At 73.9% G+C, this 24,048-nt stretch carries 19 protein-coding genes; 16 read left to right on the top strand and 3 right to left on the bottom strand.

The window, feature by feature from the left end; all coding sequences use genetic code 11:
- Positions 1-80 precede the first annotated feature (80 nt).
- From AC2H4J_RS14290 to ligA, 8 genes are all read left to right on the top strand, one after another.
- On the top strand, positions 81-860 hold the full coding sequence (locus AC2H4J_RS14290) for an electron transfer flavoprotein subunit beta/FixA family protein (RefSeq protein WP_487465534.1): 780 nt from the start codon (positions 81-83) through the stop codon (positions 858-860).
- Between the two features lie 29 nt (positions 861-889).
- On the top strand, positions 890-1,852 hold the full coding sequence (locus tag AC2H4J_RS14285) for an electron transfer flavoprotein subunit alpha/FixB family protein (protein ID WP_487465533.1): 963 nt from the start codon (positions 890-892) through the stop codon (positions 1,850-1,852).
- A gap of 99 nt (positions 1,853-1,951) precedes the next feature.
- Complete coding sequence (locus AC2H4J_RS14280) at positions 1,952-3,355, top strand: MFS transporter (RefSeq protein ID WP_487465532.1); 1,404 nt, start codon at positions 1,952-1,954, stop codon at positions 3,353-3,355.
- Positions 3,352-4,563, top strand: a complete 1,212-nt coding sequence (locus AC2H4J_RS14275) for a cysteine desulfurase family protein (protein ID WP_487465531.1) — start codon at positions 3,352-3,354, stop codon at positions 4,561-4,563. The genes AC2H4J_RS14280 and AC2H4J_RS14275 overlap by 4 nt, the downstream gene beginning before the upstream one ends.
- Positions 4,560-5,657, top strand: coding sequence for a tRNA 2-thiouridine(34) synthase MnmA (gene mnmA / locus AC2H4J_RS14270; RefSeq protein ID WP_487465530.1), 1,098 nt, complete (start codon positions 4,560-4,562; stop codon positions 5,655-5,657). Before AC2H4J_RS14275 ends, mnmA begins: the two co-directional genes overlap by 4 nt.
- A gap of 129 nt (positions 5,658-5,786) precedes the next feature.
- Positions 5,787-6,470 carry a 5'-nucleotidase C-terminal domain-containing protein gene (locus AC2H4J_RS14265; RefSeq protein ID WP_487465823.1) on the top strand — a complete coding sequence of 228 codons (684 nt, stop codon included), beginning with the start codon at positions 5,787-5,789 and terminating at the stop codon, positions 6,468-6,470.
- A 47-nt stretch (positions 6,471-6,517) separates the two neighbouring features.
- Complete coding sequence (locus AC2H4J_RS14260) at positions 6,518-7,534, top strand: methionine synthase (protein WP_487465529.1); 1,017 nt, start codon at positions 6,518-6,520, stop codon at positions 7,532-7,534.
- 55 nt (positions 7,535-7,589) lie between these two features.
- Positions 7,590-9,728, top strand: a complete 2,139-nt coding sequence (ligA, locus tag AC2H4J_RS14255; RefSeq protein WP_487465528.1) for an NAD-dependent DNA ligase LigA — start codon at positions 7,590-7,592, stop codon at positions 9,726-9,728.
- Between the two features lie 6 nt (positions 9,729-9,734).
- Here the strand turns inward: ligA and AC2H4J_RS14250 are convergent, their stop codons facing one another.
- The gene (locus AC2H4J_RS14250; protein WP_487465527.1) at positions 9,735-10,397 is read right to left on the bottom strand and encodes an ACT domain-containing protein; all 663 of its coding nucleotides are present in this window, start codon (positions 10,395-10,397) and stop codon (positions 9,735-9,737) included.
- Positions 10,398-10,575: 178 nt separating this feature from the next.
- Here AC2H4J_RS14250 and gatC point away from each other — a divergent pair, with 178 nt between their 5' ends.
- From gatC to gatB, 4 genes are read left to right on the top strand one after another with little or no spacing between them, the layout of a single operon-like run.
- Complete coding sequence (gene gatC / locus AC2H4J_RS14245) at positions 10,576-10,875, top strand: Asp-tRNA(Asn)/Glu-tRNA(Gln) amidotransferase subunit GatC (protein WP_487465526.1); 300 nt, start codon at positions 10,576-10,578, stop codon at positions 10,873-10,875.
- Positions 10,872-12,404, top strand: coding sequence for an Asp-tRNA(Asn)/Glu-tRNA(Gln) amidotransferase subunit GatA (gene gatA, locus AC2H4J_RS14240; protein ID WP_487465525.1), 1,533 nt, complete (start codon positions 10,872-10,874; stop codon positions 12,402-12,404). Before gatC ends, gatA begins: the two co-directional genes overlap by 4 nt.
- Positions 12,401-12,580, top strand: coding sequence for a hypothetical protein (locus tag AC2H4J_RS14235; RefSeq protein WP_487465524.1), 180 nt, complete (start codon positions 12,401-12,403; stop codon positions 12,578-12,580). The genes gatA and AC2H4J_RS14235 overlap by 4 nt, the downstream gene beginning before the upstream one ends.
- Complete coding sequence (gene gatB / locus AC2H4J_RS14230; RefSeq protein ID WP_487465523.1) at positions 12,577-14,079, top strand: Asp-tRNA(Asn)/Glu-tRNA(Gln) amidotransferase subunit GatB; 1,503 nt, start codon at positions 12,577-12,579, stop codon at positions 14,077-14,079. Before AC2H4J_RS14235 ends, gatB begins: the two co-directional genes overlap by 4 nt.
- A 123-nt stretch (positions 14,080-14,202) precedes the next feature.
- On the opposite strand, the gene AC2H4J_RS14225 is transcribed toward gatB, so the two are convergent.
- Positions 14,203-15,360 carry a PQQ-dependent sugar dehydrogenase gene (locus tag AC2H4J_RS14225; RefSeq protein ID WP_487465522.1) on the bottom strand — a complete coding sequence of 386 codons (1,158 nt, stop codon included), beginning with the start codon at positions 15,358-15,360 and terminating at the stop codon, positions 14,203-14,205.
- A 50-nt stretch (positions 15,361-15,410) separates the two neighbouring features.
- Between AC2H4J_RS14225 and AC2H4J_RS14220 the strand changes: the two genes are divergently transcribed.
- Positions 15,411-16,355, top strand: coding sequence for a 2-hydroxyacid dehydrogenase (locus AC2H4J_RS14220; RefSeq protein WP_487465521.1), 945 nt, complete (start codon positions 15,411-15,413; stop codon positions 16,353-16,355).
- 4 nt (positions 16,356-16,359) lie between these two features.
- Here the strand turns inward: AC2H4J_RS14220 and AC2H4J_RS14215 are convergent, their stop codons facing one another.
- A complete protein-coding gene (locus AC2H4J_RS14215; RefSeq protein WP_487465520.1) occupies positions 16,360-16,737 on the bottom strand; it encodes a PH domain-containing protein in 378 nt (125 codons plus the stop codon).
- Between the two features lie 63 nt (positions 16,738-16,800).
- On the opposite strand from AC2H4J_RS14215, the gene ilvD reads away from it, so the two are divergent.
- The 3 genes from ilvD to AC2H4J_RS14200 all read left to right on the top strand — a co-directional run bounded on the left by ilvD (position 16,801) and on the right by AC2H4J_RS14200 (position 23,991).
- On the top strand, positions 16,801-18,525 hold the full coding sequence (gene ilvD / locus AC2H4J_RS14210; protein ID WP_487465519.1) for a dihydroxy-acid dehydratase: 1,725 nt from the start codon (positions 16,801-16,803) through the stop codon (positions 18,523-18,525).
- 88 nt (positions 18,526-18,613) lie between these two features.
- The gene (locus AC2H4J_RS14205) at positions 18,614-21,256 is read left to right on the top strand and encodes a putative bifunctional diguanylate cyclase/phosphodiesterase (RefSeq protein WP_487465518.1); all 2,643 of its coding nucleotides are present in this window, start codon (positions 18,614-18,616) and stop codon (positions 21,254-21,256) included.
- Positions 21,253-23,991, top strand: a complete 2,739-nt coding sequence (locus AC2H4J_RS14200) for a putative bifunctional diguanylate cyclase/phosphodiesterase (protein ID WP_487465517.1) — start codon at positions 21,253-21,255, stop codon at positions 23,989-23,991. Before AC2H4J_RS14205 ends, AC2H4J_RS14200 begins: the two co-directional genes overlap by 4 nt.
- Positions 23,992-24,048: the final 57 nt, after the last annotated feature.

The raw sequence follows: 24,048 nt of genomic DNA, 5'->3' as shown, positions 1-24,048 counted from the left end.
CTGGCCAGTAACATCCATGATCGGAGTCAGGCGGGCCCGCGTGCCCGCGTCCTGAACGCGTCCTGAGGAAGGTCAGCGCGATGAACATCGTCGTTCTTGTCAAGCAGGTCCCGGACTCGGGGAGCGAGCGCAAGCTCGACCCGTCCGACAACACCGTCGCCCGTGCCTCGGCCGACAACGTGATCAACGAGATGGACGAGTACGCCATCGAGGAGGCGCTGACCGTCCGCGATGCGCAGGGCGGCGAGGTCACCGTGCTGACCGTCGGGCCGGACTCGGCCACCGACGCGATCCGCAAGGCGCTGTCGATGGGTGCCGACAAGGCCGTCCACGTCGTGGACGAGGCCTTGCACGGTTCGGACGCGCTGCACACCAGTGCCGTCCTGGCCGCCGCGCTCGGTCAGCTGGAGTACGACCTGATCCTCTGCGGCGCCGAGGCCACCGACTCCCAGATGAGCGTCATGCCGGCGCTGCTCGCCGAGCGGCTGGGCATCCCGCAGCTGTCCGGTGCCCGCAAGCTGACCGTCGACGGCGGCACCGCGAAGATCGAGCGGCAGACCGACGGCGGCTACTGGGCCGTCGAGGCGGCGCTGCCCGCGATCGTGTCCACCTGGGACACCATCAACGAGCCGCGCTACCCCTCGTTCAAGGGGATCATGGCGGCGAAGAAGAAGCCGGTGGAGACCAAGTCGCTGGCCGACCTCGGCGTCGACGCCGGCACCGTGGGGCTGGCGAACGCGACCACCCAGGTGCTCGACTTCGCCGGCCGCCCGCCGAAGGGCCAGGGCGTGAAGGTCACCGACGAGGGCGACGGCGCCGAGAAGTTCGTCGGCTTCCTCGTCGAGCAGAAGATCGTCTGAGCCGGATCCAGGAAAGAGGAGACACAGTCATGGCAGAAGTTCTCGTCCTGGCCGAGCTGAACCCGGCCGGTGGTGGCGTCCGCAAGACGACCCTGGAGGCGCTGACCGCGGCCCGCGCGCTCGGGGAGCCCTCGGCCGTCGTGATCGCCGCTCCGGGCACCGCGTCCGGCGTGAAGGACGCGCTCGCGGAGTACGGCGCGCAGAAGGTCTACGTCGCCGAGGCCCCCGAGGTCGACGAGTTCCTCGTCGCCCCGAAGGCCGAGGTGCTCGCCCAGCTGGTCGGGGACAAGTCGCCGGCCGCCGTCGTCATCCCGTCGTCACCGGAGGGCAAGGAGGTCGCCGCCCGCCTAGCGGTCAAGACCGACTCCGGGTTCCTCACCGACGTCACCGAGATCGCCGCCGACGGCACCGCGACCCAGGTCGCGTTCGCCGGCCAGGTGATCGTGCACTCGAAGGTCACCACCGGGACGCCGATCTACACGCTGCGCGGCAACTCCGTGACGCCGGAGCCGGCCGCCGGCGCCGGCACGGAGGAGACCGTGTCGGTGTCGATCTCCGACGCCGCCAAGGGCGCGCGGGTGACCGACCGGGTGGTCGAGCAGAAGTCCAGCCGTCCGGAACTGACCGAGGCCTCGATCGTGGTCTCCGGTGGTCGTGGCGTGGCCAGCGCCGAGAACTTCTCGATCATCGAGGCCCTGGCCGACTCCCTCGGTGCCGCCGTCGGCGCCTCGCGCGCCGCGGTCGACTCCGGCTTCTACCCGCACAGCTTCCAGGTCGGCCAGACCGGAAAGACCGTCTCGCCGCAGCTCTACGTCGCCGTCGGCATCTCCGGCGCGATCCAGCACCGGGCCGGCATGCAGACCTCGAAGACGATCGTGGCCATCAACAAGGACCCCGAGGCCCCCATCTTCGAGCTGGCCGACTTCGGCGTCGTCGGCGACCTGAACACCGTCGTCCCGGCCGCGACCGAGCAGATCGCCGCCCGGAAGTAACCGAGCAGCACCCGCGCGTCCGAGCGCCGATCCCCGCGGGGGTCGGCGCTCGGTGCTTTTCCCGGGAAGGGTCTGCACGAGCGGGTAGTTGAGCCGCACGTGAGCAGCAGCAGGTCGCCGTCGGTCGTCGACCGCGTGCACCGCCTGACCACCGCGGGCCTGCTGATGCTGGTCACCTTCGTGGCCTTCGAGTCGATGGCGGTGGCCACTGCGATGCCGACCGCCGTCCGCGAGCTGCACGGTCTGGCCTGGTACGGCTGGCCCTTCAGCGCCTTCCTGGTGGCGTCGGTCGTCGGCATGGTGCTGGGTGGTGACGTCGACGACCGGCGCGGCTCGCAGGTGGCGGTGCTGGCCGGTGTCGCGACGTTCGCGGCCGGGCTGCTGGCCGGCGGGCTGTCCGGCTCGATGGGCGTCTTCATCGCCGCCCGGGCGTTGCAGGGCGTGGGCGGCGGCGTCATCTCCGTCGCGCTCTACGTGGTCGCTGGGCGGGCCTACGAGCCGCGGCTGCGTCCCCGGCTGTTCGCCGCGTTCTCCGCCGCCTGGGTGCTGCCGGCGTTGATCGGACCGCTGCTGGCCGGGCTGGTCACCACCCACCTGGGCTGGCGGTGGGTGTTCCTCGGGATGCTGCCCCTGATCGTCGGAGGCCTGGCACTCCTCCTGCCGGCGCTGCGGAAGCTGGCCGTACCCGACGGCACCGCGGTCGTCGCCTCCGCGCGGCGGTGGTGGGCTCTGGTGTCCGGGCTCGGGATCGCCGCTCTGCAGTACGCCGGTCAACTGCTCGACCTGCTCGCCATCGGTGTCGCGGCGCTCGGCGTGCTCCTGCTGGTCGTGGGCCTGCGCGCCCTGCTGCCGGCCGGCACCGTGCGGCTCCGGCGCGGCCTTCCCGCTGTCGTCGGCGCGCGCGGACTCCTCGCCGGGGCCTTCTTCGGCATGGACGCGCTGCTCCCGCTCTCCCTCACCGAACTGCACGGCTACGACCCGACAGCCGCGGGCGTCCCGCTGACCGCCGCGGCGCTGGGCTGGGCGGTCGCCTCCCAGCTGCAGGGTCGTCGTCCGGACGTCGCCCGGGTGGTCCTGCTGCGGCTCGGCTTCGTCCTGCTCGCGTTCGGCCTGGCCGGAACCGCCGTCGTCGCCGTCCCGGACGTCCCCGGCTGGCCGTCCTACCTGACCTGGGGGGTGGCCGGTATGGGCATGGGGCTGGGCATGCCGAGCCTGAGCGTGCTGCTGCTCGGGCAGTCGCCCGAGCACCGCCGCGGTGCGGACTCGGCGGCTCTCCAGATCGCCGACGTGACCGGCTCGGCCCTGTGCGTGGGTGTGGTCGGTGTCCTGATCGCCGCCGCCGCGGCCGGTCACCTGTCCCTCTCGTCCGCGGTGCTCGCCGCCGTCGCGCTGCTCACCACCATCGCCGGGCTCGGCGCCGTCACGTCCGCGCGGGCCGGAGCCGTCGCCCGCTCCCCGGAAACGGCCGCCGCGCCGTCCGCGCCTACGCTGGCGGGGTCATGACCTATCCAGCTCACGGGGCGACCTACCTCGATCACGCGGCGACCACGCCGGTGCTGCCCGAGGTGCTGGCCGCCATGACCGAGCAGCTGGGCCGGGTGGGCAACGCCTCCTCGCTGCACGCGAGCGGCCGCGCCGCGCGCCGGGCCGCCGAGCAGTCGCGCGAGCGGCTGGCCGAGGCGCTGGGCGCTCGACCGTCGGAGGTGCTGTTCACCGGGGGCGGGACCGAGAGCGACAACCTCGCGATCAAGGGCATGTTCTGGGCGCGGCGCCAGGCCGACTCCCGCCGCCGCCGGATCGTGGTCAGCCCGGCCGAGCACCACGCCGTGCTCGACAGCGTCGAGTGGCTGGCCAAGCACGACGGCGCCGCCGTGACCTGGCTGGACGTGGAGCCGAGTGGGCGGGTCACGCCCGCCGCGCTCGCCGACGCCCTGGGTGACGGCGGTGACGTCGCCGTCGCGAGCGCGATGTGGGCGAACAACGAGATCGGCACGGTCAGCGACATCGCTGCGCTGGCCGAGACCGCCCACGAGGTAGGGGTCCCGCTGCACACCGACGCGGTCCAGGCGGTCGGCCAGGTGCCCGTCGACTTCGCCGCCAGCGGCGCCGACGCGCTGACGATGACCGGGCACAAGCTGGGCGGTCCGATGGGGGCCGGTGCGCTGCTGCTGCGCCGGGACGCCGAGTGCACCCCGCTGCTGCACGGCGGGGGACAGGAGCGCGACGTGCGCTCGGGAACCCTCGACGTCGCCGCCATCGTCGGGCTGGCCGTGGCAACGGTGGCCGCCGTCGGCTCCCGCCAGGGGCGGGCCGCCCGGGTGTCCGACCTCCGCGACCGGCTGGTCGCCGGCATCGTGCGGCGGGTGCCCGACGTGATGCTCAACGGCGCCGCCCTCGACGACCGGATCGCCGGCGGGCCGGGCCGCCTGCCGGGCAACGCACACCTGTCCTTCGCCGGCGCGGAGGGCGACGCGCTGCTCATGCTGCTCGACGCCCGCGGCGTCGAGTGCTCCACCGGGTCCGCGTGCAGCGCCGGTGTGGCGCGGCCCAGTCACGTGCTCCTGGCGGTCGGAGCCGACGCCGACCGGGCCCGCAGCTCGCTGCGCTTCAGCCTCGGGCACACCTCCGACGAGGCCGACGTCGATGCGGTGCTCGCCGTGATCGAGCCCGTGGTCGAACGGGCTCGGCGGGCCGGGTTGGGCTCCCGATGAGGGTCCTCGCCGCCATGAGCGGGGGAGTGGACTCCGCGGTCGCCGCCGCGCTGGCGGTCGACGCGGGACACGACGTCACCGGCGTCCACCTGGCGCTCTCGCCGGACCGGCAGACCCTGCGCTCCGGCGCGCGCGGGTGCTGCAGCGTCGAGGACGCGCACGACGCGCGGCGGGTCGCCGACGAGCTCGGCATCCCGTTCTACGTGTGGGACCTCGCCGAACGGTTCACCGAGGACGTCGTCGACGACTTCGTGGCCGAGTACGCGGCCGGGCGGACGCCGAACCCCTGCCTGCGCTGCAACGAGAAGATCAAGTTCTCGGCGGTCCTGGACCGGGCCCTGGCCCTCGGCTTCGAGGCCGTCGTCACGGGGCACCACGCGCGCCTGGCCGACGGCGAGCTGCGCCGCTCGGTCGACGCGGCCAAGGACCAGTCCTACGTGCTCGGCGTGCTCCGCGCCGACCAGCTGGCCGCGTCGATGTTCCCCCTCGGCCCGATGACGAAGGACCGGGTCCGGGAGATCGCCGCCGAGCGCGGCTTCGCGGTGGCGGCCAAGCCCGACTCGCACGACATCTGCTTCATCCCCGACGGCGACACCCGCGGGTTCCTCGCCCGGAAGCTCGGCAGCCGGCCCGGCCCGGTGGTCGACGCCGCCACCGGAGCGACGGTGGGCGAGCACGACGGCACCTATGGATTCACCGTCGGGCAGCGCAAGGGGCTCGGCGTCGCGGTCGGCGACCAGCGCCCGCGCTACGTGCTGGCCATCGAGCCGGTCAGCCGCACGGTCACGATCGGCACGCGCGACCTGGCCGGCATCGGATCGGTGCGCACGGGCGCCCCCACCTGGACCGGATCGGTGCCCGCGCTGCCGTTCACCGCGCAGGTCCAGCTGCGCGCGCACGCCGAGCCGGTGGCCTGCGAGGTGACCGACGACGGTGCCGGCGGCCTGCTGATCCGGCTCGCCGAGGACCAGCGCGGGGTGGCGCCCGGGCAGTCGGCGGTGCTGTACGAGCCGGACGCTGTGCGGGGCGATCGGGTGCTCGGACAGGCTGCCGTGCGTACGGCGCGTGAACGCGAAGAAACGCTTCGTCACTAGCTCTTGGCTACAGCCAACGTCCAGCCAGCTTCTGTGACGAGCCCGTTCCGGTGCGTGAATTCCTGAGCGCGGCTCACGAAACCACCGTCGACGAGGCCGCCCACGGGGCGGTCTGTTCCCGCATGTCCTCTGGAGGACCCCCAGGCCGGACTGACGTACTCGTTCGACCCGAACGCGCCGCTCGGTGCCCGGGTCGACGCCGCCACGATCAAGGTCGGCGGGGTCTCGCTCGAACTCGCCACCACGTACGACGTGGTCGCCAACTCGTTCCTCGTCGACGGCGGCGACAGCTCCCCGGCCTTCACCGAGGAGCGCCGGGGCGACAAGGTCGACGTGACGGGACCCAACGACGTCGACGTCCTCAACGACTACCTGGCCGCTCATTCCCCGGTGGCGCCGCCGGCCCTCGACCGGGCCGTGTCGCTCGACCGGGCGCAGCCGTTCGACGACGACGGTTCGGGCCGTGCGCCGTGCAACCCGCAGGCCGCGACCGCGAGCAACGACCAGGCCAACCCCACCCGCGGCCAGCAGGTCACCGTGCGCGGCACGCTGCTCGAGCCGCGCGAGTCGATCACCGCCACCCTCGCGGACGGGCGCGTGCTGGGGACCGCGGCGGCCGACGACAAGGGCGCGGTCGCGATCGCCTTCCGGGTGCCGGCCGACCTGAAGGCCGGGCAGCAGGCCGTCACCCTGACCGGCGCGTCGGGGGAGACCGCGACGACGACCGTCACCCTCGGCACGGTGGGCTCCGACGTGAAGACGGTGATCACCGCCATCATCACGAAGCTGCTCGCCTGGCTGCGGGGCCGCTGACCGGCAGCTGATCGGGGTCACGGCGGGAGCGGGCTACCGTCGCCGCCGTGACCACGCCGAGCGAGAGCACTGACCCGAGGCCGGTCCCCTTCGCGTGGGGGCCGGCCTCGGGCGTCGGATCACTGCCCGGCACCGACCCGGTGGAGGCCATCCGCGTGGTGGTCGGCGAGCTGCCGGCGTTCGCGCACCTGCCGGAGCTCCCCGGCCGCGGCGCGGGCGCGGATCTGATCGGCCGCAGCGCGTCGTTGCTGGTCGACGTCGCCGTCGACCTGACCCCGGCCGGCTGGCGGCTGGTCCCGCGCGGGGGGATGGACCAGCGTCGGGCCGTCGAGTTCATCGCCAGGGACCTCGACGCCCTGCACGAGGTCGCCTCGGGGTACACCGGTCCGTTCAAGGTGCAGGCCGCGGGGCCGTGGACGCTGGCGGCAGGGCTCGAGCGCAGTCGCGGCGACCGCGCGGTGGTCGACCGGGGGGCCCGCCGCGACCTCGCGCAGTCGCTGGCGGAGGGGCTCGCCGCACATGTCGCCGCGGTCGGCGCCCGTGTGCCGGGTGCCACCCTCGTGGTCCAGCTGGACGAGCCCTCGGTGCCCGCGGTCCTGCAGGGCGGCCTGCCGACGGCGAGCGGATTCGGCAAGCTGGCTGCGGTCGAGCCGAACGTGGTCGAGCAGGAGCTCGCGGATCTGGTGCGGCGGATCGCCGTCCCGGTCGTGGTGCACTGCTGCGCACCCCGCGCCCCGCTGGACCTGTTCCGCGTGGCGGGGGCCACAGCGCTCTCCTTCGACCTGGGGCTCGTGCAGGACCTCGACTCCGTCGGCACCGCCATCGAGGCAGGCACGCACCTCTTCCCCGGGGTCGTGCCGGGCATCGACGCCCCACTCGGGACGCCGAAGGCCACCGCGTCCCGCGTGCGGGCCTGGTGGAACGAGCTGGGGTTCCCCGCCGACCGGCTGGCCTCCGCGGTCACGCTGACACCCGCGTGCGGGCTGGCCGGTGCGACGCCGGCCTACGCACGCGCCGCGATGACGCACGTCCGCGAGGCGGCCAAGTACCTCCAGGCGGACTGAGGCCCGTCCGGGTGACCAGCGATTCATCGTCGTACCCGGCGGATACCGTGCACCGGTGAGCACTGAGGCGGAACTGGACGAGCCGCAGGTGGCCGCGGCGGCCGAACGGGAGGACCTCACGGAGGTCCCGGACGACGCCCGCACGCGGCACCGCGACCTGTCCGAGGAGCTGGACCGGTACGCCTTCGCGTACTACGTCCGCGACGAGCCGCTGGTCAGCGACGGCCAGTACGACGAGCTGATGGGCGAGCTCAAGGCGCTCGAGGCGGCCCACCACGCGCTGATCACCCCCGATTCGCCGAGCCAGAAGGTCAACGGTGGCTTCACCGCGACGTTCGCGCCGGTCCAGCACCTCGAGCGCATGCAGAGCCTCGACAACGCCTTCTCCAGCGACGAGTTGTCGGCCTGGGCGGCCCGGGTCGAGCGCGAGGGCGCGGCCGGTGCGAGCTACCTGTGCGAGCTGAAGGTCGACGGCGTCGCGGTCGCCATCGTCTACGAGAACGGGCGCCTCGTCCGGGCGGCCACCCGCGGCGACGGGACCACGGGGGAGGACGTCACCGCCAACGTCCGCACCATGGACAACGTCCCGCAGCAGCTGGCCGGTGACGACGTGCCGGAGTTGCTGGAGGTGCGTGGGGAGATCTACTTCCCCGTCGCTGCGTTCGCCGACGTCAACGCCGGCATGGTCGAGCAGGGCAAGGCGCCGTTCGCGAACCCGCGCAACGCCGCCGCCGGGTCACTGCGCCAGAAGGACCCCCGGGTCACCGCGTCCCGGCCGCTGCGGCTGGTCGTGCACGGTGTCGGCGCGCACCGGGGTTTCCAGGTCGACCGGCAGTCCGCCGCCTACGACCGGCTGCGGCACCTCGGCCTGCCGGTGAGCGACCGCTTCCGGGTGGTCGACGACCTCGAGGCGGTGTGGGCGTTCATCGAGGACACAAAGGAGCGGCGGCACTCGGTCGAGCACGAGATCGACGGTGTCGTCGTGAAGGTCGACCAGTACGCGCTCCAGCGGCGGCTGGGCTCCACGTCGCGGGCCCCGCGCTGGGCGATCGCGTTCAAGTACCCGCCGGAGGAGGCGACCACCAAGCTCCTCGACATCAGGGTCAACGTCGGCCGCACCGGCCGGGTCACCCCGTTCGCCTACATGGAGCCGGTGAAGGTAGCCGGCTCCACGGTCCAGCTCGCCACGCTGCACAACGCCAGCGAGGTCAAGCGCAAGGGCGTGCTCATCGGCGACACCGTGGTCATCCGCAAGGCCGGCGACGTCATCCCCGAGGTGCTCGGCCCGGTCGTCGCCGCCCGCGACGGCTCGGAGCATGCCTTCGAGATGCCGACGCATTGCCCGGAGTGCGGCACCGAGCTGCGGCCGGAGAAGGAGGGCGACGCCGACATCCGGTGTCCCAACGCCCGGTCCTGCCCGGCGCAGCTGCGGGAGCGCGTCTTCCACGTCGCCGGGCGCGGCGCCTTCGACATCGAGAACCTCGGCTACGAGGCGGCCGTCGCGCTGCTGCAGAGCCACCTGCTCGAGGACGAGGGCGACGTCTTCTTCCTCGACGAGGAGAAGCTCCAGCGCTCGGCGTTCTTCACGAACAAGGACGGCCGGCTCTCCGCCAACGGCGCGAAGCTCCTGACGAACCTGCAGAGCCGCAAGGACGTGCCGCTCTGGCGCGTGCTGGTCGCGCTCTCCATCCGGCACGTGGGTCCGACGGCGGCGCAGGCACTGGCCCGTGACTTCCGGTCGATGGACCGGATCATGGCCGCGACCGAGGAGGAGCTCGCCGCGGCCGACGGGGTCGGCCCGACCATCGCCGCCTCGGTGCGCGACTGGTTCGGCGTCGACTGGCACCGCGACGTCGTGGAGAAGTGGCGCAGCGCCGGCGTCCGGATGGCCGACGCGGGGGAGGACGCCCCGCCCGGCCCGCTGACCGGAGTGACCGTCGTCGTGACCGGCTCGCTGCGCGACTACAGCCGTGACCAGGCCATCGCCGCGATCCAGGAGCAGGGCGGCAAGGTCACCGGCTCGGTGTCGAAGAAGACCGGCTTCGTCGTCGTCGGCGCCGACCCGGGGAGCAAGTACGACAAGGCCGTGCAGGTCAAGGCACCGATCCTGGACGACGACGGCTTCCGCGCGCTGCTCGAGGACGGTCCCGACGCCGCCCGCCAGGTCGCCACGATCGGCGACGGCTCGGACTGAGACCGCTCAGACCGGGGGCAGCGAGGCCACCGTCGTCGCGATGCCGGTGAGGTGCGCGAGCCGCATCAGCTCCGACCGGCGGTAGCCGGGGCCGCCCGACCGGCCGAGAACGACCGCGCAGCCCGGACCCCCGTACGGCGCGGCCATCATCTCGATCGCCATCTCCCGCCACCGCTCGGGCAGCCAGTCGTTTTCGCTCGGCAGCAGCCGCGGACCGTGCAGCGGCATCCAGGGCAGCTCGAGGCCCTCGAAGGCCGGGGCGGCGTCCGAGGCGGCGGCCACCACCCACGGGTCCGCGGACTCGAGCACCACGGCCCAGCCGCTGTGGAAGACGCGGGGGAGCTCGGCGGCCAGCAGCTTGGCCGAGGCGGCCTCCCCGGCCCGGGCGAGCTCGTCGAGCAGCTCCAGCTCGCGGTGGGTGTCGAGAGGGCCGGCGAACGGGCGGATCGACTCGACGGTCACCCCCGGCACCGCCTGAGCTGCCGTGATCAGGCTGTCGGGCAGCCGGTCGCGGGGCAGGTCCACCACGACGTCGTCGACGGCCACGCCCTGCCCGCGCTCGAGCACGTCCAGGGACACGATGTCGGCGCCGGCCTCGCCCAGGGCGGTGGCCACCGCCCCCAGGCTGCCGGGCCGGTCGGGCACCACCAGGCGCAGGAGATAGGACACGGTTCCTCCGGGGCGAACTCGAGGGTGCGGGTCGATCCCCTTTGATCGCGACGGGTGCAGCCTCTCACGGCGGTTCCACGGCGGACCCGCCCCGGACCGCCCCACGTAGAGTGACCAGGTCACGTTCCCGGCTCAGGACGAGCCGTCGCGCACCGCCGAAGTGGAGTCCCGCCCCAGCATGAGCACGCTGTCCCGGAAGGATGTCTCGCACCTGGCGCACCTGGCCCGGCTGGCGGTGACCGACGAGGAGCTCGATCTCTTCGCCGGGCAGCTGACCGCCGTGCTCGACGCCGTCGCACAGGTCGGGAAGGCCGCGGTCGAGGACGTTCCGCCGACCACCCACGCCGTCCCCATGACCAACGTCGTACGCGAGGACGTCGCCCGCCCGTGCCTGCCGCGCGACGTCGTCCTCGCCGGCGCTCCGGCGGCCGAAGACGGCCGCTTCCGGGTGCCGCGCATCCTCGGGGAGGAGGCGTGAGCGCCGAGCTGACCTCGATGGACGTCGTGGGACTGCAGGCCGCGCTGGCCGACGGCGCGACCTCGGTCGACATCACCCAGGCCTACCTCGACCGCATCGCCGCGACCGACGGCGAGCTGGGCGCCTACCTGCACGTCGACCCGGAGGCCGCACTGGCCCGTGCCGCGGAGGTCGACGCAGGTGAGCTGGGTGGCCTGGCCGGCATCCCGGTCGCGCTGAAGGACGTCGTCGTCACCGAGGGCGTGCCCACCACCAGCGGCTCGAAGATCCTCGAGGGCTGGAAGCCGCCCTACGACGCCACCGTGGCCGCTCGCCTGAAGGCCGCCGGCACGGTGCTGCTCGGCAAGACCAACATGGACGAGTTCGCGATGGGCTCCTCCACCGAGAACTCCGCCTACCGCGTGACCCGCAACCCGTGGAACCCCGAGCGGATCCCCGGCGGCTCCTCCGGCGGCTCGTCGGCGGCCGTGGCCGGCGGCCTCGCGCCCTGGGCGATCGGCACCGACACCGGTGGGTCGATCCGCCAGCCCGCCGCCGTCACCGGCCTCGTCGGCCACAAGCCCACGTACGGCTCGGTCTCCCGGTACGGCCTGATCGCGTTCTCCTCGAGCCTCGACCAGGCCGGCCCGATGGCCCGGACGGTCCTCGACGCCGCCCTGCTGCACGAGGCGATCGGCGGCCACGACCCGCTGGACTCCACGAGCATCGCGGCGCCGCTGCCGGTGCTGGCCGAGTCCGCCCGGCGCGGGGCCGACGGCGACCTGTCGGGTGTGACGGTCGGCGTCGTGCGCGAGCTGGGCGGCGAGGGGCACACCGACGGCTACGAGCAGGGCGTGCTCGACAGCTTCACCGCAGCGGTGGCACGGCTGGAGTCGATGGGCGCCGAGGTCCGCGAGGTGTCGTGCCCGGCATTCGACCTGGCCCTGGCCGCCTACTACCTCATCGCCCCGAGCGAGGCCTCGTCCAACCTGGCCCGCTTCGACGGCGTCCGGTACGGCCTGCGTGTCGGTGACGACGGCAGCCGCGACCTCGACGAGGTGATGGCGCTGACCCGCGAGCAGGGCTTCGGGCCCGAGGTGAAGCGGCGCATCATCCTCGGCACCTACGCCCTGTCCAGCGGCTACTACGAGGCCTACTACGGGCAGGCGCAGAAGGTGCGCACCCTCATCAGCCGCGACTTCTCGGGCGCCTTCGGCACCGCTGAGGACCCGGGCGTCGACGTGCTGGTCAGCCCGACCACGCCGACGGTCGCCTTCCCGCTCGGTTCCCGGGTCGACGACCCGATCGCCATGTACGCCGCCGACCTGTGCACGCTGCCGGCGAGCCTGGCGGGCCTGCCGGCGATCTCGGTGCCGTGCGGGCTGTCGGACGGCCTGCCGGTCGGATTCCAGATCATGGCACCGGCGCTGGCCGACGACCGCTGCTACCGCGTGGCCGCTGCCCTGGAGGCGGCGCTCACCGCCGACCGCGGCGACGGCGGATTCCTCGACCAGCTCGTCCTCCCGGAAGCGAAGGGGGAAGCGGCATGAACGGCGCACTCAAGGCGGCCTGGGCACTGACGGCGTTCGTCGTGGTGGCCGGGATCGTGCTGTGGGCCGTCACCGGCCGCCCGGTCTTCGCCGCATTCATCGTCCTCGGCGTCCTGACCGGTGTCGGCGCCCTCGTCACCGGTCGGACCGCTCCCAAGGAAGGCCCCACTCCGTGAGCACCGACAAGCTGGTCGACTTCGACGAGGTCCTCACGCGCTACGAGCCGGTCATCGGCCTGGAGACCCACGTCGAGCTCGGCACGGCGTCCAAGATGTTCTGCGGCTGCTCGACCACCTTCGGCGCCGAGCCCAACACCCAGACCTGCCCGGTCTGCCTCGGGCTGCCCGGCGCGCTGCCGGTGGCGAACGCCGCGGCGATCGAGGCGACGATCCGGATCGGCCTGGCACTGGGCTGCCGGATCGCCACCTGGTGCCGCTTCGCCCGGAAGAACTACTTCTACCCGGACATCCCCAAGGGCTTCCAGACCAGCCAGTACGACGAGCCGCTGTGCACGGCCGGGCACCTGGACGTCGAGGTCGACGGCGAGACCTACCGCGTGGAGATCGAGCGGGTGCACCTGGAGGAGGACACCGGCAAGAACCTGCACGTCGGCGGCTCGACAGGTCGCATCCATGGCGCCGACCACTCGCTGATCGACTACAACCGGGCCGGCATCCCGCTCGTCGAGATCGTCACCCGGCCCATCCCGGGCGCCGGCGCGAAGGCCCCAGAAGTGGCCCGTGCCTACGTCGACGAGCTGCGCGAGATCGTGCGGACCCTCGGCGTCTCCGACGTCAAGATGGAGCAGGGCAGCCTGCGCTGCGACGTCAACCTCTCGATCGCGCCGATCGGCAGCCTCGAGTGGGGCACCCGCAGCGAGACCAAGAACGTCAACTCGCTGCGGTCGGTCGAGCGCGCCGTCCGCTACGAGATGCGCCGCCAGGCCGCCGTCCTCGACGACGGTGGCCGCGTGGTGCAGGAGACCCGCCACTTCCACGAGGACTCCGGCAGCACGTCGTCCGGCCGGAGCAAGGAGGAGGCGACCGACTACCGCTACTTCCCCGAGCCCGACCTGGTGCCGATCGCTCCCGACGAGGAGTGGGTGGAGAAGCTGGCCGCGGCCCTGCCCGAGCTGCCGGCCGCCCGTCGCACGCGGCTCTCGGAGGAGTGGGGCATCTCGCCCACGGAGATGGCCTGGGTCGTCAACGCCGGCGCCGTCGACCTGGTCGGTGACACCGTCGCCGCCGGGGCCTCACCGGCCGACGCGCGGAAGTGGTGGCTGGGCGAGCTGGCCCGCCGGGCCAACGACGCCGGCATCGAGCTGGGCGAGCTGGCCGTGACGCCGGGACAGGTCGCCGAACTCGTGGCTCTGGTGGGCGCCGGCACGATCAACGACCAGCTGGCCCGCCAGACCCTCGACGGCGTGCTCGCCGGCGAGGGCGACCCCGCCCAGGTGGTGGAGGCCCGCGGACTCGCGGTGATGGGGGAGTCCGACGAGCTGGTGGCCGCCGTGGACGCGGCGATCGAGGGCAACCCCGACGTCGCCGAGAAGGTGCGGTCGGGAAAGGTGCAGGCGATCGGTGCGCTGGTCGGGGCGGTCATGAAGGCCACCCGCGGCAAGGCCGACGCGGCAACGGTGAAGCGCATGCTGGAAGAGAGATTGACTGCGGGGTGACCGACGAGGGGGCCCGGAGGGTTCCCCGAGGAGGGCACGGACGCGCTCAGCTCACCCGGGGGACGGCACGTGGCCGCGGTGCGATCCGGAGGATCGCAATGTCATCGCAATGTCATCGCAATGTCACAGCGGTGAGCTGCCGGCGGTGCTCGGCGGCTGGATGCGCAGGACCCGGTCGTCGTCGGCCGTCGGCGTCCCGACGCCGTCCCGGTTCGACGTCGTGATCCACAGGGCGCCCTCGGCGTCGGCGACGACGCTGCGCAGCCGGCCGTACTGCCGCGTGAGGAAGTCCTCGGGGTCGCCGGTGACCGCTCCCTTCGCGTCGATGGTCAGCGCCCGGATGCGCTGGCCGTCCATCGCCGCGAGGAACACCCCCGTGCCCATGGCCGCGCAGCCGCCGAGGCCGCCCTCGGCGGCGTCGACCTCCGCGAGCGGCGTCCGTCCACCGGGGCTGCCGTAGTCACCCCCCTCGACGATCACGTCCAGCTCGTCGGCCCCGACGGTGGTGGCGTCGGTGGCGTACAGGGTCGCGCCGCCGTCGGGGGTGGCGCTCTGGCAGAGCGCCGTCACGTCGCGGTGGCCCCGGCTGTAGACCGGCGAGGCGCCGACCGGGCGGCCGAAGGTGTCGATCCGGAGCACCTTGCCGGCGAGTGAGTTCGGGTCGGCACCCAGCGCCGGGTCGCCGGTGTCGCCGGTGCCGACGAACAGGGTGCCGTCGGCGCCGAAGAGCAGACCGCCCCCGTTGTCGGTCGCGCCGCGGGGGATGTCGGTGAGGACGGGGTTGGGTGTACCGCCCAGCGGGAAGCGGACCACCCGGTTGTCCGTCGCGGTCGACAGGTAGGCGTAGACCAGCCCGTCCTCGAGGTAGGTGGGCGAGACCGCCAGGCCCAGCAGCCCGCCGTCGCCGGTCGTGTCGATCCCCGGGAGGGTCATCAGTTCGCGTGCGGGCGACCGGTCGGCGAAGACCTGCAGCAGCCGGCCCGTCTCGCGCTCGCCGACGATGGCGCTGCCGTCCCCGAGGACGACGACGCCCGTCGGCACGTCGAGTCCGGAGGCGACGACGTTCGGGTCGCCGGCGCTGTCCCCCGATTCCGGCTGCGCGGGATCGCCGGGAACCGGCGCTTTCGACGTCGGCGGCCCGACCTCCGGAGGCGCCCCCTCCGGCAGCGGCCGGAAGGGGCCGGCCGGGTGGTAGCCGTCGTCGCCGCAGCCGGCCAGCAGCACCGCGGCGGTGAGGACGGCGAGGACCCGCGAGATCCGAACTCCCGCCCCAGGCCGCACGGTATCCACAGTACGTGCGGGCGCCGCCGCGCCGCCTAGAGTCGGTGCCCGTGCCGCGTCTTCCGCTCGAGCCCGACGAGATCCTCCGGGTACTCGTTCCGTCCAGGGCCCTCGGACAGGCGGTCGAGGCGCTCTCCCCGCGGGTCCGGGCCTTCCGGGTGAACGCCGACGAGGGCCCGCCCACCGGGGACGCCGCGCTGGCGCAGGTCTGGGTGCCGCGCAGCGCCGGTGCCACGCTCCCCGAGGGCTTCGTCGACGGGCTGCCGCACCTGCGCCTGGTGCAACTGCTCAGTGCCGGCGCGGAGCGCTTCGCCGGCCGGCTCCCCGAGGGCGTGTTCCTGTGCAACGCCCGCGGTGCGCACACGCCGTCGACCGCCGAGTGGGCGGTGGCCGCGACGCTCGCCGCCCAGCGGGGCCTCCCGTTCTTCGTCCGCGAACAGGCTGCCGGCCGCTGGTCGTCGCAGACCTTCTCCTCGCTGGTGGGGGCGCGCGTGCTCGTCGTCGGTGCCGGCGACATCGGGACGGCGATCGGCCGGATGCTCGCGGGGTTCGACGTGCGGCTGACCTACGTCGCCCGGACGGCGCGCGACGGCGTCCACTCGACCGCAGAGCTGCCCGAGCTGCTGCCGCACGCCGATGTGGTGATCCTCATCGTGCCGGTGACACCGGAGACGACCGGCATGGTGGACGCGGCCTTCCTCGCCGCGATGCCGGACGGCGCCCTGCTGGTGAACGCGGCGCGCGGCGTCGTCGTCGACACCGACGCCCTGCTGGCCGAGCTGACCGCCGGCCGCCTGCGGGCGGCGCTCGACGTCACCGACCCCGAGCCGTTGCCCGAGGGGCACCCCCTCTGGTCCGCGCCCGGGCTGCTGCTCACCCCGCACGTCGGGGGAGCGGTGCCGGAGACCAACGCGCGGGCCGCCGCGGCGGTCACCGACCAGATCGCGCGCGTGCTGGCCGGCGAGCCGCTGATCAACGTGGTCGACGGCTACTGACGGTTCATCCAGGTGGCTGGGGGACGTCGATGCGGCCGCCGGACAGGGCCCCCAGGCGAGGCAGGTCCCGCGCCCGCATCACCGGCAGGTGCAGCTCGGTGCCGCGGGTGGTGACCACGAACAGGGCGCCGCGGGGGGCGACCCGGATCCCGGCGACGTCCGGCCACGGCACCTGCCGTTGCCCGGCCAGGGACCGGACCGTGAGCCCCTCGTCCGCGACGTCGACGCCGGCCCGCAGGACCCAGAGCGCGACGGCCAGCGGGATCACGAGCAGGATCGGCGTCCACGGGGCGGCGAAGGCCAGCGGGACGGTGCAGAGCGCGAGCAGGCCGACGGGGAACAGGGCTGTCCGGTTCATGCGCAGCCGCGCGGGGGAGCTCACGAGCGGCCATCCTCCCACCCGGGCCGCAGGTCCTGTCCGGCCCGCGGCCTACCATCGCCGATCGTGACCAGCGTCGAGGATCGCGAGACCAGCACCGGCACCACCAGCGGCCAGCACAGCCCCATGAAGCCGCGCAGCTACGAGGTGACCGACGGGGACGCCAAGGCCCCCGCCCGCGCCATGCTGCGCGCCGTCGGCATGGGCGACGACGACTTCGCCAAGCCCCAGGTGGGCGTCGCGTCCTCCTGGAACGAGATCACGCCCTGCAACCTCTCGCTGGACCGGCTGGCGAAGCGGGCGAAGGAGGGCGTGCGCGCCGCCGGTGGGTTCCCGCTGGAGTTCGGCACGATCTCGGTCTCCGACGGCATCTCCATGGGCCACGAGGGCATGCGCGCCTCGCTGGTGAGCCGCGAGGTCATCGCCGACTCGGTCGAGACCGTGATGTTCGCCGAGCGCCTGGACGGTTCCGTCCTCCTGGCCGGCTGCGACAAGTCGCTGCCGGGCATGCTCATGGCCGCCGCACGGCTCGACCTGGCCAGCGTGTTCCTGTACGCGGGGTCGACGCTGCCCGGCAAGCTCGGTGATCGCGACCTCACGATCATCGACGTCTTCGAGGGCGTCGGCGCGTGCGCGGCCGGCAAGATCACCCGCGACGAGCTGACCGCGATCGAGAAGGCCACCTGCCCCGGCGAGGGCGCCTGCGGCGGCATGTACACGGCGAACACGATGGCCAGCGCGGCCGAGGCCCTCGGTATGAGCCTGCCGGGCAGTGCCGCCCCGCCGGCGCCGGACCGCCGCCGCGACGCGTTCGCCGTGGCCTCCGGCGAGGCCGTGGTGAACATGCTGCGCCACGGCATCACCGCGCGGCAGATCATGACGAAGAAGGCGTTCGAGAACGCGATCACCGTCGTCATGGCTCTGGGTGGCTCCACGAACGCCGTCCTGCACCTGATGGCGATCGCGCACGAGGCGCAGGTCGACCTGACGCTCGAGGACTTCAACCGCATCGGCGACCGCACGCCGCACCTGGCCGACGTGAAGCCGTTCGGCCGGTTCGTCATGACCGACATCGACCGCATCGGCGGCGTCCCGGTCGTCATGCGCGCACTGCTCGATGCCGGCCTGCTGCACGGCGACGCGCTGACCGTGACCGGGAAGACGATGGCCGAGAACCTCGCCGAGATCGCCCCGCCGGACCCCGACGGCGCGATCATCCACGCGATGAACGACCCGATCCACAAGACCGGCGGCCTGTCGATCCTGCACGGCTCGCTGGCGCCCGAGGGCGCGGTCGTGAAGTCGGCCGGCTTCGACGCCGAGACGTTCGAGGGCACCGCGCGCGTCTTCGACGGCGAGCAGGGCGCGATGGACGCCGTCACCGAGGGCAACCTGAAGCCCGGCGACGTCGTCGTCATCCGCTACGAGGGGCCGCGCGGCGGCCCGGGGATGCGCGAGATGCTCGCCGTCACCGGCGCCATCAAGGGCGCCGGCCTGGGCAAGGACGTCCTGCTGCTCACCGACGGCCGGTTCTCCGGGGGGACGACGGGCCTGTGCATCGGGCACGTCGCGCCCGAGGCGACGGACGGCGGCCCGATCGCGTTCGTGCGCGACGGCGACACGATCCGGCTCGACCTCGCCGCCCGCACGCTCGACCTGGTCGTCGACGAGGCCGAGCTGGCCGCCCGCCGCGACGGCTGGGAGCCGCTGCCCCCGCGCTACACCACCGGGGTGCTCGGCAAGTACGCCAAGCTCGTCGGATCGGCGGCGCAGGGCGCCATCTGCGGGTGAGCTGACCCCGTCGCGGGACACCCCCCGAACGGGTGACGGGGGCAGTACCCCGGCTTCTCACCGACGGTGACCATGCCGAGGAAACGGTGTGGACTCCCGTCGATGGTGGCTGCTCGCTGCCGCGGTACCGGTCGCGCTGGGCTGCGCGCTGGCGACCGCGCGGCCCGGGCTGGCGCTCGCCGGGCAGCTCGCCGTGATCGGTGCCGGACTCCTCGCCGCCGTCGTCCTCTGGCGCAGTGGGGTCCGCAGTGGCCGGCGCCGCGCCTGGCGGTTGCTCTCCATCGCCCCGCTGCTGCCGGTGTCCGGCGTGGTCCTCACCCTCATCAACGGCGACCTCGACCCCACCACGATCGCCGTGCTCCGCTGGGCGCCCACCGTGCCCGGTTACGTCGTCTCGATCGTCGCGATCCTGGCCCTGGTCGACCGGCACCGCCTCCGTGCCGGGCCCCGGATCGCGGTCGAGGTGGCCCTCTTCCTCGCCGCCTGCCTCGTGGTGGTGGGGGTCCTGGTCGTCGGCCCGGCCGGCAGCTGGGCGGCCTTCGACCTCCTCGAACAGGTCGTCCTGGGCTCGGCCGTGTGCGCCACCTCGGCGGTCATGGCCGCCGGGCTCACCCTCCTGACCGTCATCGAGGCCGGTCGCCGCTGCATGGCCGCGGTCCTGCTGGCCGGCATCGTGCTGCTCACCCTCGGCCGTGGCTTCGCCACCTCCGCCCTGCTGGCGGGCACGCCCCCCGTGCCGGCGGGGCTCGCCCGGTGCGTCATGGCCGCCGGTCTCCTGCTCATGGCGCAGGCGGCGCTGCTCGACCGCCGGCCGGCCGTGGAGCGGCCCCAGGCGCGACTCGGCGTCGCCGTGAGCGCGCTGCTGCCCCAGCTGGCCCTGATGGCGGCCGCGGTCACCGTCGGCGCCGTGGCGCTCAGCGGCTCCCGCCCCAGCGCCGGCGCCGTCGCCGGGATCGTGCTCTGCGTCGTCCTCACCGTCGTCCAGCGTGTGCTGAGCCACCGCGAGGAACAGCGGCTCACCGCCCGCCTCCGCCGCAGCGAGTCCTACTTCCGCTCCGTCGTCCAGTCCGCCGCCGACGCCGTCGTGATCCTGGACGACGACCTGGACGTCCGCTGGGCGTCCCCGGCGCTGGGTCGGGCTCTCGGTGAGGACGCCCCGACGCTCGTCGGGCGCCCGATCCTGCAGGTGGTGCACCCGGACGACGCCGCGGCCCTGGCCGCCGCGCTGCCCGGCGCCGCCACGCAGCCCGGCGCCGCCCCGGCGACCACCCAGCCGGCCACCGGGTTGCTCACCGTCCGGCTGCGCGCCGCGACGGGGGAGTGGCGCTACCTCGAGGCCGGCATCTCCGACCTGCGCGACGTGCCGGACGTCGGCGCCGTGGTCCTGCACTGCCGCGACATGACCGACCGGTATGCCCGTGAGCAGGCGCTGCAGGCCATCGCGTACACCGACCCGATGACGGGGATGCCGAACCGGGCGGGCTTCCTCCGGCTCGTCCGCGAGGCCGCGACCGGTGTCGCGGACCGCCCGACGACGCTGCTGATGATCGAGCTCGACGGCCTGGCCGCCACCCGCGCGAGCGCGGGGCGCGAGATCGTCTCCCATGCCGTGGCCGAGGTGGGCCGGCGGCTGCGCGCCACCGTGCGGGGTGAGGACACCGTCGCGCGGATGGGTGGCGGTGCGTTCGCCGTCCTGGCCGAGGGCAGCGACGCCGACGCCGACCGGTTGGCCTCCCGCTGCCTGGCGGTGGTGGAGCAGCCGATCGTCACCGCCGGCGGCATCATCGAGCTGACCTCAGGTGTCGGCGTCGTCCCGATCGTGGCCGGCCAGAGCATCGAGGACCTGCTGGCCCATGCCGACCTCGCGGTCCGGGCGGCGCACGAGGCCGGCCCGGGGTCGGCGCGTCGCTACCAGGACGCCCTCGGCGACGTGGCCGCGCGCCGCGAGCGGCTGCAGAAGGACCTGCAGGGCGCCCGGGCGGGCGATGAGCTGTTCCTGCTCTTCCAGCCCATCGTCTCCCTCCGGGACCAGCGCATGACCGGCATGGAGGCCCAGCTGCGCTGGCGGCACCCGGAGCTCGGGGAGATACCGCCGTCGGAGTTCCTGCCGCTGGCCGAGCGCGCCGGCCTGATCGGCGAACTGCTGCGCTGGGCGGTCGAGCAGACCACGTGTGCCGCGGCAGGCCTGCCCGAGCGCGACGAGCCGCTGCGCATCGGCCTGAAGGTGCCGTTCGCCTACCTGGAGACCGGCGCGCTGGTGCCCGACGTCGAGCAGGCGCTGCGCAGGTCGGGCCTGGCGCCCGGTCGCCTGGTGATCAAGATCAACGCGCCTGCGGTCATGTCCGACGACGAGCGCACCGGGCTCGACGTGTCGAGCCTCCGGCTACTCGGCGTGCACGTGGCCCTCGACGACTTCGGCAGCGGCTCGTCCGCGCTGGCCCACCTGACCCGCCTGCCGATCGACATCGTGACCCTGGACCGCGCGCTGATCACCCGCATCGACCGGGATCCGCAGAGCCGGGCGCTGTGCGAGTCGATCATCGGCATCGCCGATGCGCTGGGCCTCGACGTGGTGGCCACCGGCGTGGAGACTCCGGCGCAGCTGGCCGCGCTCTGTGGATTCGGGTGCGGCTTCGCCCAGGGCTTCCTCTTCTCGCGTCCCGTGCCGCTCGCCGCTCTGCTGTCCGCCGACGCCGGCGCGCTCTGGCCGGGGCTGGTCGGCTCCCGATGATCACCAGTCACCGGGTGTGGCCACGGACGGCCACGCTCACGTTCCTCGCCGGCGCCGCGCTGGTCGCCGGGCTGCTCCAGCTCGTGCGACCGGAGTGGAACGGCCGCACCGGCCCGGCCCTGCTGGCCACGGCGACGGTCGCCGTCGCGGTGCCCGTGCTCCGGCACAGCCGCCGGATCGATCCCGTCGCGACCGCGACGTGGCGCGGGTTCGCGGCGATCGCCGGGCTGCTCGCCCTCGGCCACCTGGTGCGCGCGCTCGGCGACCTCGGCGTCAACCCGTCGGCGGCGGGTCTGTCCGACCTGCCGCTGGCGGCCACCGGTCCGGTCGCGGCGCTGATCTGCGTCCGGCTGGTGCGCTCGACCGGCGGCCGGATCCGGGTCCAGACCGTCCTGGACGCCGCCGTGGCCCTGACCGCGCTCGGCGTCCTGCTGGAGATGCTCTTCCCGCTGACGGTGGGGGTCGACCACGGTCCGGCCACCCTGATGCTGACCGTGGGCTACCCGGCGGTCAGCGCGCTACTGTGCGCGGCCGGGCTGGTGACGTTCGCCGGCGTGTCCGCACCGCGGCGGGCGGCCGCCGCCTGGCTGCTGCTCACCTTCGCCTCGTTGGCGGTGACGATGGTCAGCGGCGCGCTCGCCGTCGGCCGTCCGTCGCCGGTCCTCGACGTGGTCGCGAGCACGGCCTATCTCGCCATGCTCGCCTCGGGCACCCAGGCCCTGTCCGTCGACCCGGGTCCCCGGGCGCGGGCCGAGCGACCCACGGCGCCGGTGCCGCTCGCCGGCGTCGTCGTCAGCTACTGCCTCGGCTTCGGCGTCCTGCTGCTCCTGCTCGGCGGGCTGGCGTTCGGCCGTCCGCTGGTGCCGCTGCAGGCGGTCAGCGTCGGCGGCCTGATGGTGCTCACGTTCGCCCGCACCCTGGTCTGGGCGCGCGACGGCGCTCGCCTGACCCGGCAGGTCCTGCGGACCGAGGCCTTCTTCCGGACGCTCGTGCACCGCGCGGCGGACGTGACCCTCGTGCTCGACGACCGCGGTCAGGTGACCTGGGCCTCGACGCAGACCCCCTCGGGCTGGTCGCCGCGCGATCTCGAGGGCCGTCAGCTGCGGGACCTCGTGCACGCCGACGACCGCCACGAGTTGTACCGGGCGCTGCACCCGGCGGCGGACGACGACGGGCGCGGGCCGGTCTTCCGGCTGCGCGGCCGAGACGGGTCGTGGCGCCAGTTCGAGAGCGTGCGGACGGCGGTGACGGCGGGCGTGCCCGGCGGAGTCCTCCCGAACCGGCGATCGGACACCGCGGACGGCGTGGTGCTGCACCTGCGCGACGTCGCCGGCCGGCGCAGCGACGAGCTGGAGCTCGAGCGGCTGGCCTACACCGACTACCTGACCGGGCTGCCCAACCGGGCCCGCCTGATGGCGGCACTGGCCGGCGCCCGGGCCCGCGTCGCGTCCGGCGGCGCCCCGGCCTGCCTGCTGCTGCTGGATCTCGACGGCTTCAAGCCGGTCAACGACATCGCCGGCCACGAGGCCGGCGACCACGTCCTCGTCCAGGTGGCCGCCCGGCTGCGGGCCACCGTCCGCGACGGCGACCTGGTGGGCCGGCTGGGCGGCGACGAGTTCGCCGTCCTGGTCACCGACGGGTTGGAGGAGGCGACGGCGCTCGCGGAGCGGATCGTCGCGGACCTGCGCGCCCTGCGCCCGGCGCAGGGCGCCGTCGACGGGGGCGTGGCCGCCGGGCTGGTCTTCGACGTCTCCGGCAGCGTCGGCGTCACCGAGCTCGACCCGGCTGATGACGTGTCCACCACGATCCGCCAGGCCGACGTCGCCCTGCGAGCGGCGAAGGCGGCGGGCAAGAGCTGCGTCCGGACGGCGGGCCACGCGATCGACAGCGCGGCCGGCCGGCGCACCCGGCTCGCCCGCGACCTCGTCGCGGCCATCGAGCAGGAGCAGTTCCGCGTCGTCTACCAGCCGGTGGTCGGGGTCTCGCAGCGTCGCATCCTGGGGCTGGAGGCCCTCGTCCGCTGGGACCACCCCGTCCTCGGCACCGTGCCGCCGGACGAGTTCATCTCGCTGGCCGAGGACGACGGGCTGATCGTGACCCTGCAGCGCTGGGTGCTGCAGCGGGCAACCTCCGACGCCGCCGCCCTGCTGGCCGCCGGCTGGGACGTGCAGACGTCGGTGAACGTCTCCGTGCGGCACCTGCAGGCCGGCTGCCTGGCCCCGGACGTCGCGAAGGCGCTGGCGGCGTCCGGGCTGCCCCCGAGCAAGCTCGTGCTGGAGATCACCGAGTCCGTCATGCTCGACACCGAGGACCGGCTGGAGAGCGACCTCGCCACGCTGCACGAGATGGGCTGCGTCCTGGCCGTCGACGACTTCGGCCGCGGCTACTCGTCGCTGGCCTACCTGGCCCGGCTCCCGGTCCGCATCCTGAAGATGGACCGCGAGTTCATCGCCGACATCGAGCGCGACCAGCGCGCTGCGGCGATCGTCTCCAGCGTGATCGACATGGGCAACCGCCTCGGCATGGACGTCGTCGCCGAGGGCGTCGAGGGCGCGGGTCAGATGCAGGTCCTCCAGCAGATGGGCTGCGAGTACCTGCAGGGCTGGCGCTTCGGCCGTCCGGTCGACGTGATCGAGCTCACGCAGGTCCTGGCCGGCTTCGACGCGAGCGCCCTCGACGCCGCGTCCGTGCCGGAAATGGACATGACAGTCCACACAGTGGGACGCGCTGGTTGACGTCGCCGCCGGGTCAGGCGCACAGTGTGCAAGTGCCCCGCACCTGCCTGCCCACCA

It is taken from the genome of Blastococcus sp. OS1-29 (genome assembly GCF_057628075.1).
The sequence above is the reverse complement of the archived record's forward strand: the minus strand, read 5'-3'. Positions and strand labels throughout refer to the sequence as shown.